Origin of the sequence: Allobosea sp. (assembly GCF_035999205.1) — a bacterium.
Lineage (GTDB): Bacteria > Pseudomonadota > Alphaproteobacteria > Rhizobiales > Beijerinckiaceae > Allobosea.
In genome coordinates this window covers 824,612-837,707 of the sequence record NZ_DASYHA010000025.1, presented here as the reverse complement: position 1 = coordinate 837,707, position 13,096 = coordinate 824,612, and the positions used below count along the sequence as shown (strand labels likewise).

General features: G+C 67.3%; 11 protein-coding genes and 1 tRNA gene. 8 read left to right on the top strand and 4 right to left on the bottom strand.

Features of this window, described 5'->3' with window-relative positions; all coding sequences use genetic code 11:
* Positions 1-112 precede the first annotated feature (112 nt).
* Complete coding sequence (gene mgtE / locus VGN82_RS19330; protein ID WP_327528663.1) at positions 113-1,513, top strand: magnesium transporter; 1,401 nt, start codon at positions 113-115, stop codon at positions 1,511-1,513.
* 10 nt (positions 1,514-1,523) lie between these two features.
* Here the strand turns inward: mgtE and VGN82_RS19325 are convergent, their stop codons facing one another.
* Both VGN82_RS19325 and VGN82_RS19320 read right to left on the bottom strand, forming a co-directional pair.
* Complete coding sequence (locus VGN82_RS19325; RefSeq protein WP_327528662.1) at positions 1,524-3,278, bottom strand: GGDEF domain-containing protein; 1,755 nt, start codon at positions 3,276-3,278, stop codon at positions 1,524-1,526.
* Positions 3,279-3,495: 217 nt separating this feature from the next.
* Positions 3,496-6,483, bottom strand: coding sequence for an ATP-binding protein (locus VGN82_RS19320; RefSeq protein ID WP_327528661.1), 2,988 nt, complete (start codon positions 6,481-6,483; stop codon positions 3,496-3,498).
* Between the two features lie 273 nt (positions 6,484-6,756).
* Here VGN82_RS19320 and VGN82_RS19315 point away from each other — a divergent pair, with 273 nt between their 5' ends.
* The 5 genes from VGN82_RS19315 to VGN82_RS19295 all read left to right on the top strand — a co-directional run bounded on the left by VGN82_RS19315 (position 6,757) and on the right by VGN82_RS19295 (position 9,679).
* Positions 6,757-7,152, top strand: coding sequence for a phasin (locus VGN82_RS19315; protein ID WP_327528660.1), 396 nt, complete (start codon positions 6,757-6,759; stop codon positions 7,150-7,152).
* A 216-nt stretch (positions 7,153-7,368) separates the two neighbouring features.
* Complete coding sequence (locus tag VGN82_RS19310; RefSeq protein WP_327528659.1) at positions 7,369-8,451, top strand: phasin family protein; 1,083 nt, start codon at positions 7,369-7,371, stop codon at positions 8,449-8,451.
* Positions 8,452-8,601: 150 nt separating this feature from the next.
* Positions 8,602-8,678: transfer RNA gene (locus tag VGN82_RS19305), tRNA-His, on the top strand.
* Between the two features lie 198 nt (positions 8,679-8,876).
* Complete coding sequence (locus VGN82_RS19300) at positions 8,877-9,305, top strand: Hsp20 family protein (protein ID WP_327528658.1); 429 nt, start codon at positions 8,877-8,879, stop codon at positions 9,303-9,305.
* 107 nt (positions 9,306-9,412) lie between these two features.
* On the top strand, positions 9,413-9,679 hold the full coding sequence (locus VGN82_RS19295; RefSeq protein WP_327528657.1) for a BQ00720 family protein: 267 nt from the start codon (positions 9,413-9,415) through the stop codon (positions 9,677-9,679).
* 9 nt (positions 9,680-9,688) lie between these two features.
* Here VGN82_RS19295 and VGN82_RS19290 read toward each other — a convergent pair whose 3' ends face one another.
* The gene (locus VGN82_RS19290; RefSeq protein ID WP_327528656.1) at positions 9,689-10,465 is read right to left on the bottom strand and encodes an alpha/beta hydrolase; all 777 of its coding nucleotides are present in this window, start codon (positions 10,463-10,465) and stop codon (positions 9,689-9,691) included.
* Between the two features lie 190 nt (positions 10,466-10,655).
* Between VGN82_RS19290 and VGN82_RS19285 the strand changes: the two genes are divergently transcribed.
* Entirely contained in the window at positions 10,656-11,873 is a 1,218-nt protein-coding gene (locus tag VGN82_RS19285) for a glycosyltransferase family 4 protein (RefSeq protein WP_327528655.1), read from the top strand.
* Positions 11,874-11,972: 99 nt separating this feature from the next.
* A complete protein-coding gene (gene infC / locus VGN82_RS19280) occupies positions 11,973-12,515 on the top strand; it encodes a translation initiation factor IF-3 (protein WP_327529183.1) in 543 nt (180 codons plus the stop codon).
* A 247-nt stretch (positions 12,516-12,762) separates the two neighbouring features.
* On the opposite strand, the gene VGN82_RS19275 is transcribed toward infC, so the two are convergent.
* Entirely contained in the window at positions 12,763-13,056 is a 294-nt protein-coding gene (locus VGN82_RS19275) for a GYD domain-containing protein (RefSeq protein ID WP_327528654.1), read from the bottom strand.
* Between the last annotated feature and the right edge of the window lie 40 nt (positions 13,057-13,096).

The window sequence follows — 13,096 nt, the reverse complement described above, 5'->3', positions numbered from 1 at the left end:
AAGCGACAGTCCCAGTCGACAGTCGATGCCGTCTGCCGCCGAGAAGCGGGTCTGACCGGGGAACCGGCTCGCCTGTGATCGGCCGATGACGGCCGCTCACAGGAACAAGCCGATGAACGACACCACTGATTTCAAGGATCGGGTCGAGCCCCGACTCGATCCAAAAGCGGATCTGCTCGCCAGGACGCTGGCGGTCAGCCTCGCGGGCGAGCATGTCGCCGACATTGTCGAAGCGCTCGACGACCAGGATGCGGAGACCGCCGCCGCCGTGCTGCTGGCGCTGCCGTTCGAGCGCGCCGTAGAGGTGATGGACCAGCCCGAGTTCATCGCGGCGCCGGCCGTGCTCGCCCTGCTGCCTGACGCGCAGGCCTCCGCCTTTCTCGGCGCGATGTCGGCCGACCGTGTCACCGACCTCGTCGACGAGGTCGACGAGCCGCTGCGCGCGAGGCTGCTGCGGCATCTCGATCGCGAGACCCATGCGGCGGTGACGCATCTCCTGAGCTATCCCGAGCACAGCGCCGGTTCGCTGATGACCACCGAATTCGTCAGCGTCCCCTCGAACTGGACGGTCAAGGCGACGCTGGACCACATCCGCCATGTCGAGCGCTCGCGCGAGACGGTCTATGCGATCTATGTCGTCGATCCGGCCGAAGGGGCGCTGCTGCATGCCGTGTCGCTGCGCCGGTTGATCAGCGGCGATCCGAAGGCCGCCATCGCGACGCTCGCGCCCGAGCACAAGCCGGTCACGGTCGGGCCGGAGGTCGACCGCGAGGACGTCGCCCGGCTGATCTCCAAGTACAATCTCCTGGCCGTGCCGGTGGTCGATGCAGGCGGGCACGTCATCGGCATCGTCACCGTCGACGACGTGATCGACGCGATGATCGCGGAGACCACGGAGGATGTGCAGAAGCTCGGCGGCATGGAGGCGCTGGACGCACGCTATGACCAGATCGGCTTCCTGCCGATGATCAAGAAGCGCGCCGGCTGGCTCTCCGTACTGCTCGTCGGCGAGATGCTGACCGCCTCAGCCATGCAGGTCTACGAGGCTGAGCTCGAGAAGGCGATCGTGCTCGCGCTGTTCGTCCCGCTGATCATGTCGGCCGGCGGCAATTCAGGCTCGCAGGCGACGTCGCTGATCATCCGTGCCCTCGCACTGCGCGAGGTCTCGCTGCGGGACTGGTGGCGCGTCGCCCTGCGCGAACTGCCGACCGGCCTGACGCTCGGCGCCATCCTCGGTGTGATCGGCATGGCTCGCATCGTGCTCTGGCAGACGGTCGGCTTCTATGACTATGGCCCGCACTGGGTGCTCGTTGCCGCGACGATCGGCGCGACGCTGGTCTGTATCGTCGCCTTCGGCTCGCTGACCGGCTCGATGCTGCCCTTCGCGTTGAAACGGCTCGGATTCGATCCGGCCAGCGCCTCGGCGCCCTTCGTCGCGACATTGGTCGATGTCACCGGCCTGGTGATCTACTTCGGTGTCGCGGCGGCGATCCTGAGCGGGACGCTGCTCTGAACGGCAAAGCCTAGGCGTCGTCGCCATCCGCGACGACGCGGTTGCGGCCGGCTGCCTTGGCCCGGTAGAGGGCGCGGTCAGCGGCCGCGACAAGCTTCGGCCAAGCGCAGTGCCGATTCTCGATCAGGGCGGTACCGAAACTGGCGGTCACCTCCAGGCTTCGGCCGCCCTCAAGCGTATAATGCGGAACCTGCATGGCCAGCCGCAGCCGTTCGGCGATCCCGAACGGCGATTCGCCGCCCTGACCGAGCAGCAGGACGGCGAACTCCTCGCCGCCGAACCGGGCAATAATGTCGCCCGGCCTGAGCGCGGCGCGCAGCCGTCGCGCCGTTTCTTTGAGAACCTCGTCGCCGGCAGCGTGGCCGAAGGCGTCGTTGATCCCCTTGAAGCGGTCGATATCGAGAAGGATGAGGCCGACCCGCCTGGGTATCGCTCCGGTCTCGGCGAGATGTGCTGCCAGTCTTTCCAGAGCGCCACGGTTCAGCACGCCGGTCAGCCCGTCCGTGTCGGCCTGCTGCTTCAGTTGGGCGGCGAGGGCGGTGCGTTCTCGATCGAGACCGTTGCGCTCGATCAACTGAAGCCGCAACGCATCGAGCGCCTGGAACAGGCTGCGCATCTCGCTTTGCGCGCCCCGGGCAATGATCGGCTCGTCGACCTTGCCTGCGGCGAGCGCGACGATGTGGTCGCGCGCGGCGAGCAGGGGGCGAAACAGCAGCGTTTGGCTGGCAGCGAGAAGCGCGAGTTCGACCAGCAGCACGAGGGCGGTCGCCGCAATGACCGTGATCAGCGCTGTCCGGGCCGCAGCGCCCTCGACATGCAGCTGCGTCACAGCAGCGTCGAGGAACGAGTCGCGAAGTTGTTCGAGCGGCGCGAAGCTGGGCACGATTGCGTTGGTGAATTCGGCCGGGCTCAGCCCGAATTGGCCGGTTCGGCCGGCATCGAGTGTTCGTTCCAGCAGCGGCATGCCCTCGCCGAAGAAGCGTTCGACGACGGCCCGGTGCGCGGCGCCGATCGGCGGATCGGCATGCGTGCCCGTCTGCTGCTGGGCGAGTTGCCAGATTGCGACGACACGTGCGCGAGTCTGCTCGAAGGCAGCGCGGCGCTCCGGGTCGATCGGCCGGGCATGGGCGATCGGGATGACGAGGTGGGAGCCCATGCGGCCCGCATGCTCACGCAGTTCGCTGAGCATGCGGGCGACCAGGGCCCGGCCGATGAGGACGGGGGCGTCGGCCAGCAGATCGGTCATGGCTGCATCGATGAGGGGCTGCGACGCGTCAAAGACGCCGAACATCGCCTCGATGACGCGCTCGATATCGGCACTGCTGCGCGCCGAAAAAGGCAGCCCGGACAGCTCATCGACCTGCCGCCGCGCTGCCGTCAGCCGTTCCCGCAGCGCGGCGGTTACCTCGGCCATGGAGGCGCTCGTGGAGACGCCGGCCAGCGCGGCATCGCTTGCGGCCCGATAGGCCAGCAGCTTCTGCTGCGAGGGACTGTCGGGCGTGGGCTCTTCGCCCAGAACGGCATTGGTCGGCCCGCGCTCTGCCGACAGCCGGTTGGCGGCGGTCATGACCTCCCGGAAGGCCGTCAGCCTGGCGATGCTGTCGCTGTTGGCTTGCAGGTTACGATGAAACCCGGCGATGAGCGTGCAGCCCAATGCAAGCGAACAGGCCAGGATGACGGCGATGGCCGCCAGGAAGCGCTGCTGCAGGGTTGTGCGACTTAATGAAAAGCGGCGTCCCCCGGCACTCTCGCTGTCTGGACGCATTGGAAGGGGCAACTCATCCAGACGTCTGCATCCCATCCCCGCTAAAGCAGGGACGTTCGGCAGAACAACGACAAGACCAGGGTGGCGGATCGCGTGCTCTTGGCAGATTGACCCGGCCTCAGCAACCGGGCGCGTCAGAAAAAGCGGCCGCCCAACCCTTGCGTCGGTCTCTGAGGCGTCTGGGCTGACGTAGAGTCGGTCGGGTGATACGCCTTCTTCAGCCCGCCAGAACCCGCTGCGGCGGGAAGGTGATCTCCACCAGCGTGCCTTCCTTCTTGACTGATGTGATCGACATCGCGGCGCGGTTGGCTTCGACCAGCGCCTTGGTCAGCGGCAGGCCGAGACCCGTGCCGCCGGCACGGCGCGTCGTCGGCACCTGCCGGAAGGGCTCGAGCGCGAGCTCGATCTCCTTGTCGTCCATGCCGATGCCGGTGTCGCGCACCCGCAGGACCGCCTCGCCCTGGTCGCCCAGCGCGGTGGAGATGATGACCTGCCCGCCCGCATCGGTGAACTTCACCGCATTGGAGAGGAGGTTGATCACGATCTGTCGGATCGAGCGCTGGTCGGCTACGACCGGCGGCAGCTTCGGCGAGAGCCCCGAGCGCAGCACGACGCGGCCGCGCTGCGCCTCCGGCTGTAGCAGGCTCACCGCCGACAGCGCGATCTCGTTCAGGTTGACGCTGACGAAGTCGAGGTCGAGCTTTCCGGCCTCGATCTTGGCGAGGTCGAGCAGGTCGTTGACGAGGCTGATCACGTAGCCGCCGGACTGGTGAATGTCGCGCAGATACTCCTTGTAGCGCTCGTTTTCGATCGGCCCGAAGCGCTCCTCCGCCATCACCTCGGCGAAGCCGATGATCGCGTTCAGCGGCGTGCGGATCTCATGGCTGATCTTGGCAAGCACGTCCGATTTCTGGGCGCTGGCCTTTTCGGCTGCTTTGCGCGCCTCGACCAGCTCACCCTCTGTCTTCTTCCAGGCGGTGATGTCGCGCAGCACGGCGCAGAAGCGGCGCTCCGGCCCCTCGGCGATCTGGCCCATGGTCATGAACAGCGGGATCTTGCCGCCCTGCCGGACGCGGCCGACGACCTCGCGGCCGTCATTCATCACCGAAGCGACGCCACCGCCCTTGAGTCCTTCGAGATAATCCAGCGCTGGCGCATGGCTCTCGGCCGCGAAGAGCAGCGTGAACAGCTCGCCGGTGACCTCGCGCTGATCGTAGCCGAACAGCGCCTCGGCGGTCTTGTTCAGCGAAAGGATGCGGCCACGCTCGTCGACCGTGACGACGCCGTCCGTCGCGGTGTCGAGCATCGCGACGAGTTCGTTGATGCGCGCATCGCGGGCACCGGCATCGAGCCTGAGCGCCTCGACGCGCGCCGCGCTCTCACGCTCCTCGGCCTCGAACTCCGCCGCCAGTTCAGCCTCTTCAGCCTCCTCCGGCGTCAACACCTTGACCTCGCCACCGCCTGCAGGATGCCGGAAGGCCATCAAGGTCGCCGGTTCGCCCTGCCAGGCGACGCTGGACAGCACCGCATCGACGCTGACGAGGTGCCCGAGCCGGTCGATCAGGATCATGCTGCCGCCATCGGTGCGGGTCGCTTCCCTGATCGTCCGGCCGACGCCGCCGCCGGCGGTCAGGTCATCGAGGTCGGCGTAGTCAAGCAGATCGAGCAGCGTCCGGTTGGCATAGAGCGCTTCCTCGTCGCGATTGACCAGCACTGCGATCGGCAGCTTGTCGAGCACGTCGGCATGGGAATTGGGCAGGCGCGGCCGGGTGCTGGCGACGAGATCGGGGGATCCCGCGGCCTGTGTCGCCTCGCCGGGCGGAGGCGCCTCGGCGGCAGCGGTCGCCTTGCTCTCCTTCAGTTGCAACGGTGCGACGGGTGGAAGCCGTGGCGCCAACGCCTCGTCGTCGCCGGCGATCCGAGCGCCCAGCGCCTTGGCGATCTCGCGGAACGCATTGCGTTCCGCCGAGCTCAGATTGGCCTTCGAGGGCTCCAGCACGGGGCGCACCGAAGCCAGATGGCCGTTATGCAGCGGCACGATGTTGGCATTGCCCTGTGCCGGTTGTTGCCGCGCGGGGGCGGCCTGCGCTTCAACGGGCGACCCGTCGGTCTCGGCGGCCTGTGTTTCGTCCTCGTCGAGGGCGGCTTCAGCGACCGCGTCGCTAGCGGGCTGATCGGCAAGGAGAGGCTCGTCCGCACCGGTCTGCGTGAGCGTCTCGGTCTCGGTATCATCCTGTGCGGGCGCGACGACGGCGGCGTCGAGTGCCTCGACGATCGCCGCTTCCGGCGTCGAATCGACAGTGCGTCCCGAAGCCTCGTCGGCTTCGACTTGGGCTGGGGCTTCGGCGTCGACCCCGGCCGGGGGCTCGGCGTCGACGGGCAGGACGAATGGCTCGCGTGGGCCGGGGCGCACCAGGCCGAAGCCCCGGAAGCCCGTGACCTGCCGCGCCACATCGAGCATAGGCACGCCGGATAGTTCGACACGGGCGCCTTCGCCCGGCGCCGTCCGCCACAGCACCTCGTGGCCGCTCCAGGTCGCGCTGCCGGACAGGCGCGCGATCAGGTCGCCGCTGCGGTCGATCAATTCGGTCCCGATCAGCTCGGCCCAGCAGCGGTCTCGCAGCGCGGCTACCCCCTCGGCTCCGATCAGCTCGGCCATGTTGGGGGACAGGCTGCTGATTCGCCCGCCGGAATCGCTCTGCCAGAGAAAGCGGATCGCCTTGTCGGCAACGGGGGCGGGGGAGGCGATGGGCGCCTCCGTTACAGGCGCCGAGACGAGCGGAGTGGACTCCTGGAGGGCGGGGTCGGGCGCTGCGGGTACGACGATACCGAGGCGCCGCAACTCCGCCGCCTGGACCGCGATCGCCAGGACTGGCTCGGTCTCACCATCGCTGACGAGCTTGCAGCCGCAGGTCACGAGTGTTGCGGCAAAGCCCGAGGTCAGCCGCAACCGCTCCAGCCGGACGCCCTGGCGCGATGCCAGACCGCCCGCAAGCAGGGCGAGACGCTGGCGCGTCGCTGCGGGGAGGGCCCTGCCTTCGATGTCCCCGCCCAGCAGGGCCTGGCCCGCTGCATTGGCGAAGCCCGGGCGCTCCGACTGCTGGTCCCAGAGCAGCAGCGCACCGCCAGCCGCGAAGGCGGCGAGATTCGCATCCTCCGCCACCAACGCGCCCAGCCGCGTCCAGTCCTGTCCGGCTTCGCTCATGCCCGCCCGCTCTAGCTTCGCGCCATCATGGTCCGCGCCAATATGGCTAACAAAGACTTAATAGCGGCCAAATGCCTACAAGGCCATGCGGCGCATCGGGCTGTCCCCGCCCGCATCGAAACAGCGTTAACGCGCGGCGCGCTTGACGCTATGATTGTCATCGCAACGCAGCAATGATATTGCATCGCACAATAACGTGGCGCGGTGCTTGGTCGGGAGACCGGCCGGAAGCACACGGCCAGCATAGCCGACCCAAACCCGGAGGACGACCCTATGGCAGGCAACACCCCCTACGAAGTCCCCACCGAAATGCGCGAATTCGCCGAGCGCAGCGTCGAGCAGGCCCGCAAGGCCTTCGACGGCTTCATCGGCGCGGCCCACAAGGCGGTCGACAGCGCTCACGGCTCGGCCGAGAGCGCCCGCGTCAACACCATGGACGTCGCTCACAAGGCGATCACTTATGCCGAGACCAACGTCGCTGCGGCCTTCGATCTCGCTCAGAAGCTGGTGCAATCGAAGGACCTGACCGAGGTCATGGCCCATCAGTCCGAGTTCGTGAAGGCGCAGATGGTCGCTCTCCAGACGCAGTTGAAGGAGATCGGCACCGTGGCGCAGGAGGTTGCGGCCAAGGCCGCCGAGACCGTCACCAAGGCGACGAAGACGAAGTGAGTCTGCGAGGCCGGGTGCTTCCGGAGAGCCGGACGATCCCGCAAGACTAGGGAGTCCGGCGACAGCGATATCGACGGAACGGGCCGCTTCGAGCGTGGTCCGTTCCGAATGACTGCGCCGATCTGATCATCCGGACAGCGCCGGCGCGCCCCATGACGAGCGGAAGATCGGGCAGCCTGCCCGGTCCGGCCGCTCCAGCGCCGAAGGAGAACCGCGATGGTCAAGCCTGCTCCGACCCGGATCAAGTCCAAGGCCCCGATCAGCCTGTCCCCGGTCAAGGCGCTTTCCGGCGCCGTACCGGCCGAACCTTTCGAGCCCGCCGGTGCGCCGCAGCCGAAGCCGCCCGCTATGGCCGCGCCGGCACCGGCTCCCGCGCTCAAGCCGGCGGAAACCCAGCCTGCTGAAGTCAAGTCTCCTGAAGCCAAGGCTCCTGCGGTAAAGTCTCCCGAAGCCAAGCCGGTTGAAGCGAAGCTGCCGGAGCCCAAGGCGCCCGAAGCCAAGCCGCTCGAGGTCAAGCCACTCGAGGTCAAGACACTCGAATCGAAGCCGGCTGCTCCCGCGGCTGCCAAGCCCGTTCAGCCTGCGCCTCCCGTCGCGAAACCGACCGAGGCCAAGCCGGCCGCGAAGACTGCGCCCAAGCCGACCTCCGCGAAGCAGGCGGCGCGATCGATCAAGCCCAAGGCCGAGACGCGGGTCGCTTCGGCGAAGCTCCGCATCGAGAAGCCCGCGCAGCCCGCCACGCCTGTCGCCAAGCCTGTTGCTGCGTCGAAAGCGCCTCCGGCGCTCGCGCCGGTTGCTGCCTCCAAGCCCGCTCCTGTGGCGAAATCCGCACCCAAGCCTGCGCCCAAGCCGGTAGTCGCGGCCGTTCCCGTGGCCGCGCCGGCTACGCGCGCGTCTGTCGCGAAAGCTGTGGCTGCTCCGGTCAAGACTGTCGCGGAGGTCGTGGAGGCTGCCGTCAAGGCGGCTGTGCCCGTCCCGGCCAAGGCCGCCCCGGCGCCCTCATTGATCACGATGCCCTTGCCGCGCCCGCCGGAGTTCGCCGCGATCACGTCGACCACCGTGATGACGCAGGCGCTCGTCATGGCGAAGGCATTCGGTGCCCTCCAGGCCAAGATGCTGGACCACGCCTGCGCCGAGCTTAAGGCGACGCTCGGCGACGCCGAGACGCTGGCGCGCACCGACAGCGCCGCCGATGCGGTCGCGCTGCAGGCGAAGGCCGTGCGCCGCTCCTACGAATCCTACGCCGAGCACCTCAAGGAACTGGCGCGGATCGCCAGCAAGGCGCTGGCCAAGGGCTGAAAAGCGAGGTCTCAAGTGGTGCTTGCGGGGCTTGCCGGAAACTTCCGGTAAAACCCGCAATTCCCCGGTTGCAATCGCGAGGAGTCGGCACTAGGTTCCGCGCCGCTGCCGATCACGCGAAAGCGGTCGATCGCCAAGCACCGGGTGCGGGCAGCCATAGCTCAGTTGGTTAGAGCGCTAGATTGTGGATCTAGAGGTCCCCCGTTCAAGCCGGGGTGGCTGTACCACCCGCACCCATCCGCCGCCGCACAGCCCTGCTGCGCCACCGCGTCGGCATCGCTACCCTTGAAGCTGCGGTCAGCCTTCGCCATATCTTGCTTAAGCGGAAGGGCTTCGCCTTTCGCCTGCGGGGCGCTGCGCTGGCGGGCCCCGGTTTATCGGGAGCGCCCTCCGGGGGCTTCGGCAAGGTCAGGCAAGGCCCTGAAATGACGCGTACGCCCAGTCTGTCGCACCCGTTTCTGCTTGGGTTCGACGATATCGAGAGAGCGCTCGACCGGGTCGCCAAGGGCGCCAGCGAGGGCTACCCGCCCTACAATATCGAGCGCATGCCGCGTTGTGACGACGAGCCGGACCGGCTCCGGATCACGCTCGCGGTAGCGGGTTTCGCGCGCGAACAGCTCGAGATCACGCTCGAAGAGAACCAGCTGACCATTCGCGGCCGGCAAAGCGACGACAAGAGCAGGCAGTTCCTGCATCGCGGCATCGCGGCGCGCCAGTTCCAGCGCAGTTTCCTCCTCGCGGAGGGCATGCAGGTCCTGGGGGCCGATCTTTCGAACGGGCTGCTGGCGATTGATCTGGTTCGACCGGAACCGGAGAGGCTCATCAGGCGTATCGATATCATGAGCCGTGACTGAAGGTGCCTAGAACGACGGCTGAAGGGTGCAATCGCGGTTTCTGCATCCGTTCATAATTGCAACCGTATCTTGATAACCGCACTCGCACTGCTCTGAAGGAGGGCGCGATGAACAACGACAGGACGATGATCCAGACGAACCCCCTGACCCCCGCCGAGTTTGCGGCGCTGGGCACGGGCGAAGTCGCCTATCTCAAGCCGATGACCTCGGATGAGCTGCAGCGGATCTTTCCGCAGGCTCCGGAAATCCAGTCCGGCCTGCAGCTCTTCGCTCTGCTCTCGGCGGATGGTGCGCCCATCCTGGTGACCGATTCGCGCGAGGCGGCTACCGCCAACGCGTGGGAGCACGATCTCCGGATGGTCAGCGTTCACTGACGCGGCAATTCACGCCGCGGTCGCGAGGCCCGCGACCGCGGCCGTCAGCCGGCGGATGTCGTCCGGACCCGACAGGCGATGGTCGCCGTCCTTGACGAGCGTCAGCACGACCGGATCGCCGCTCAGGTGCTCGACCAGCCTGAGCGAATGGCGCCAGGGTACATCAGGATCCTGCATGCCTTGCAGGATATGGACGGGGCACCCCGTCCTGATATCTCCCCCGAACATCAGGTGCCGGCGTCCATCCTCGATCAGTGCCCTCGTGATCGGCGTCGGCTCGGGCGAATACTCCGAAGCGCGCATCCAGACACCGTCGCGCAGGATGGTCTCGCGGATCGCCTCGGGCATCCGCGCCCACATCAGCTCTTCGGTGAAGTCGACGGCCGGTGCGATCAGCACCAGGCCAGCGGGCGCGAGCGCGCTGCCGAGCAGGCGCCGCGCCGCCTGCAGCGCGACCCAACCGCCCATCGAGGAGCCGACCAGAATCGGCTGCCGCCCGCAGCGGGCGCCGATCACCGCCAGGGCATCCTCCAGCCAGTGCGACAGCGTCCAGCGGGCGAAGTCGCGGCCGCTCTCGCCATGGCCGGCATAATCGAAGCGGATGAAGGCCCGTCCGGCCTCGCGCGCCCAGCGTGCCAGCGCCTCCGCCTTGGTCGCGCGCATGTCGGAGCAGAAGCCGCCGAGCCAGACCACCGGCGCGCCGACTCCCTCCTGCGACAGATGGGCGATGCGCCGGCGTTCCTCGCCGTCGCCGACCTCCAGCCATTGCGGTGCCTCTCGCTCCAACCCAAATCTCCTGTGACGAATCGGCGTAATGGACGAATATAGGCTGCAAGTCGCGGCCGCACGCGGGCATACTCGCGCCAATCGAACGTGGCTATGATCGCGCGATCCGCATGCCGGTCCAGGGTGTGCTAATTGAAAGCCGCGCGGGAATTCTCGCGCAAACCGAAAGCGTCGTTCCGAAACGGTGAGTATGTCCTTCCAGCCAGGCGCGCATCTCTCGCTGCCCTCGACCGAGACCCATCCGCTCGTCGGACGGACGATTCTGCAGATCATCCCCGATCTGGAAGCGGGCGGCGCCGAACGTACGGCGGTCGATATCGCCAAGGGGCTGACCGATGTCGGAGCCCGTGCCCTCGTCGCCACCGAAGGAGGCAGGCTCGTGGCCGAGCTGCAGGCCGTCGGCGGCGTCTGGTTGCCCTTTCCGGCGGCCTCCAAGAACCCGCTCGCCATGGCGATGAACGTGCGCAAGCTCGTGCTGCTCTGCCGGCATGAGGGTGTCGAACTGATCCATGCCCGCTCACGTGCGCCGGCCTGGGTGGCGCTCGCCGCGGCGCGCATCCTCAAGCTGCCCTTCGTCACCACCTATCACGGCTCCTATGCCAGCCGCTCTGCGGTGAAGACGCTGTACAACTCGGTGATGGCAAGGGGCGATGTCGTCATTGCCAACTCCGCCTACACGGCCGAGCTGATCCTGACCAAGCACGGCTTCGCGCGCGACCGTATCCGCATCGTCAACCGCGGCACGAATTTCGCCGCCTTCGCCCCGCAGGCGGTGACCCCCGAGCGCATCCAGGCACTTCGCCGGGCCTGGGGCATCGAGCCGCATCAGCGCATCGTGCTGCTGCCCGGCCGCCTGACCAACTGGAAGGGCCAGCGCGTGCTGATCGAGGCCGCCCGCATCCTGCGCGACGGCGGCGATACGGACACGGCCTTCATTCTGGCCGGCGATCCGCAGGGGCGAGAGGGCTATGTCAAGGAACTCGACCAGCTGATCGCCAAGGCCGGGCTGGAAGGGCGCGTCAAAAGGGTCGGTCATTGCGCGGATATGCCGGCCGCCCTGCTCGCGGCGTCCGTCGTAGCCGTGCCTTCGACGGAGCCGGAGGCTTTCGGCCGCGTTGCGGTCGAGGCGCAGGCGATGGGCACGCCCGTCGTCGTGTCGGATCTCGGCGCCGTGCCCGAGACCGTGCTCGCCCCGCCGCAGGTCAGCCCCGGCGAGCGCACCGGTTGGCGCGTGCCGCCGGGCGATGCCCCCGGGCTCGCAGCGGCGCTCGAAGGGGCGCTGAGCTTGCGTCCCTCCGCTCGCGACAACCTGGCCTCGCGGGCGCGCCAGCATGTCGAGCGCCATTTTTCACTGGAGGCGATGGTCAGCGAGACGCTCGACGTCTATTGCGCGCTGCTCGGACGGTAACCATCTGATCAAATCCGCCTCGTCCATTGACAACGCGCATCTTTGTGCAATGTGTCTGCTCACGGGCGCGAGAAGCGCCATTCACAGGAGAATACTGCCATTCGTCGTCCTTTCCGTGCTGCCCCGACCCCGACCAAAGACGGCCCGCGCTCGAACCGTGACATCCGCGGCGTTCGCGACGTCCAGCTCATCGACGATACCGGCGCCAACCGTGGCGTGGTTTCGTTCTTCGAGGCCCTGAAGATTGCCGAGGATGCCGGCCTCGACCTGGTCGAGATCGCCCCCAATTCTGTGCCTCCGGTCTGCAAGATTCTCGATTACGGCCGCTTCCGCTTCCTGGAGCAGAAGAAGGCTGCCGAGGCGCGCAAGAAGCAGCGCACGATCGAGATCAAGGAGATCAAGCTGCGTCCGGGCATCGACAAGCATGACTACGACGTCAAGATGAAGGCCATGCTCGGCTTCTTCGAGGAGGGCGACAAGGTCAAGGTGACCCTGCGCTTCCGCGGCCGCGAGATGGCGCACCAGGATCTCGGCGTGAAGGTTCTCGAGCGCGTCAAGGCGGACCTCGCCGAGACGGCGAAGGTCGAGAGCGACTGGCAGCTCGAGGGCCGCCAGATGGTCATGGTGCTGGCACCGAAGTAAGCCCTGCCGATCAGATGATCTGCCAAAAAGGCCCGGCCCTAGCGCCGGGCCTTTTTCATGCCTGACGTGACGATGGTTCCGCTTGCCATCTGGCTGTGAATTTCGGGATCTCGCGCGGAATCACATCACCATCGCGCTTGCCCCGGGATCCATCGGAGGGCTCTGGGGCTCTACGGCGGAGGCCGGAGCAACGCTGCTTTGCAGCTTGTCCGGAATGACGTCGTGGTCAGACGGAATCCAGCATGCGCTAACTCACCGAACGGACGATTTCGCGATAGGCGGCCTCGGGAAAGGCCTTGAGAGTCTTCGTGCGGACATTGCCGAGCATGGCAAGCTGCAGGCAGAAGCGCGCGAGTACCGCATCGTCCGGGGCCTCGCAGACGATGACCATGTCGTACTCGCCCATCGTCATGAAGAACGATTTGAACTCGCCCCCCATGCTCCCGATGAGCTTCTTGGCGGCATCGAGGCGGGTCGGTGAATCCTTGACGTTGCGCGCACCCTGGTCGGTCCAATTCGCCAGCATGATGTAGGTCGTCATGGCACGTCTCCCGCCCCGGGGTTTCCGTCGGAAGCACCGT

Excerpts from the sequence above, each read along its gene's own strand:
- mgtE (WP_327528663.1), top strand. The coding sequence starts at position 113 with ATGAACGACACCACTGATTTCAAGGATCGGGTCGAGCCCCGACTCGAT.
- VGN82_RS19325 (WP_327528662.1), bottom strand. The coding sequence starts at position 3,278 with ATGCGTCCAGACAGCGAGAGTGCCGGGGGACGCCGCTTTTCATTAAGT.
- VGN82_RS19320 (WP_327528661.1), bottom strand. The coding sequence starts at position 6,483 with ATGAGCGAAGCCGGACAGGACTGGACGCGGCTGGGCGCGTTGGTGGCG.
- VGN82_RS19315 (WP_327528660.1), top strand. The coding sequence starts at position 6,757 with ATGGCAGGCAACACCCCCTACGAAGTCCCCACCGAAATGCGCGAATTC.
- VGN82_RS19310 (WP_327528659.1), top strand. The coding sequence starts at position 7,369 with ATGGTCAAGCCTGCTCCGACCCGGATCAAGTCCAAGGCCCCGATCAGC.
- VGN82_RS19300 (WP_327528658.1), top strand. The coding sequence starts at position 8,877 with ATGACGCGTACGCCCAGTCTGTCGCACCCGTTTCTGCTTGGGTTCGAC.
- VGN82_RS19295 (WP_327528657.1), top strand. The coding sequence starts at position 9,413 with ATGAACAACGACAGGACGATGATCCAGACGAACCCCCTGACCCCCGCC.
- VGN82_RS19285 (WP_327528655.1), top strand. The coding sequence starts at position 10,656 with ATGTCCTTCCAGCCAGGCGCGCATCTCTCGCTGCCCTCGACCGAGACC.
- VGN82_RS19275 (WP_327528654.1), bottom strand. The coding sequence starts at position 13,056 with ATGACGACCTACATCATGCTGGCGAATTGGACCGACCAGGGTGCGCGC.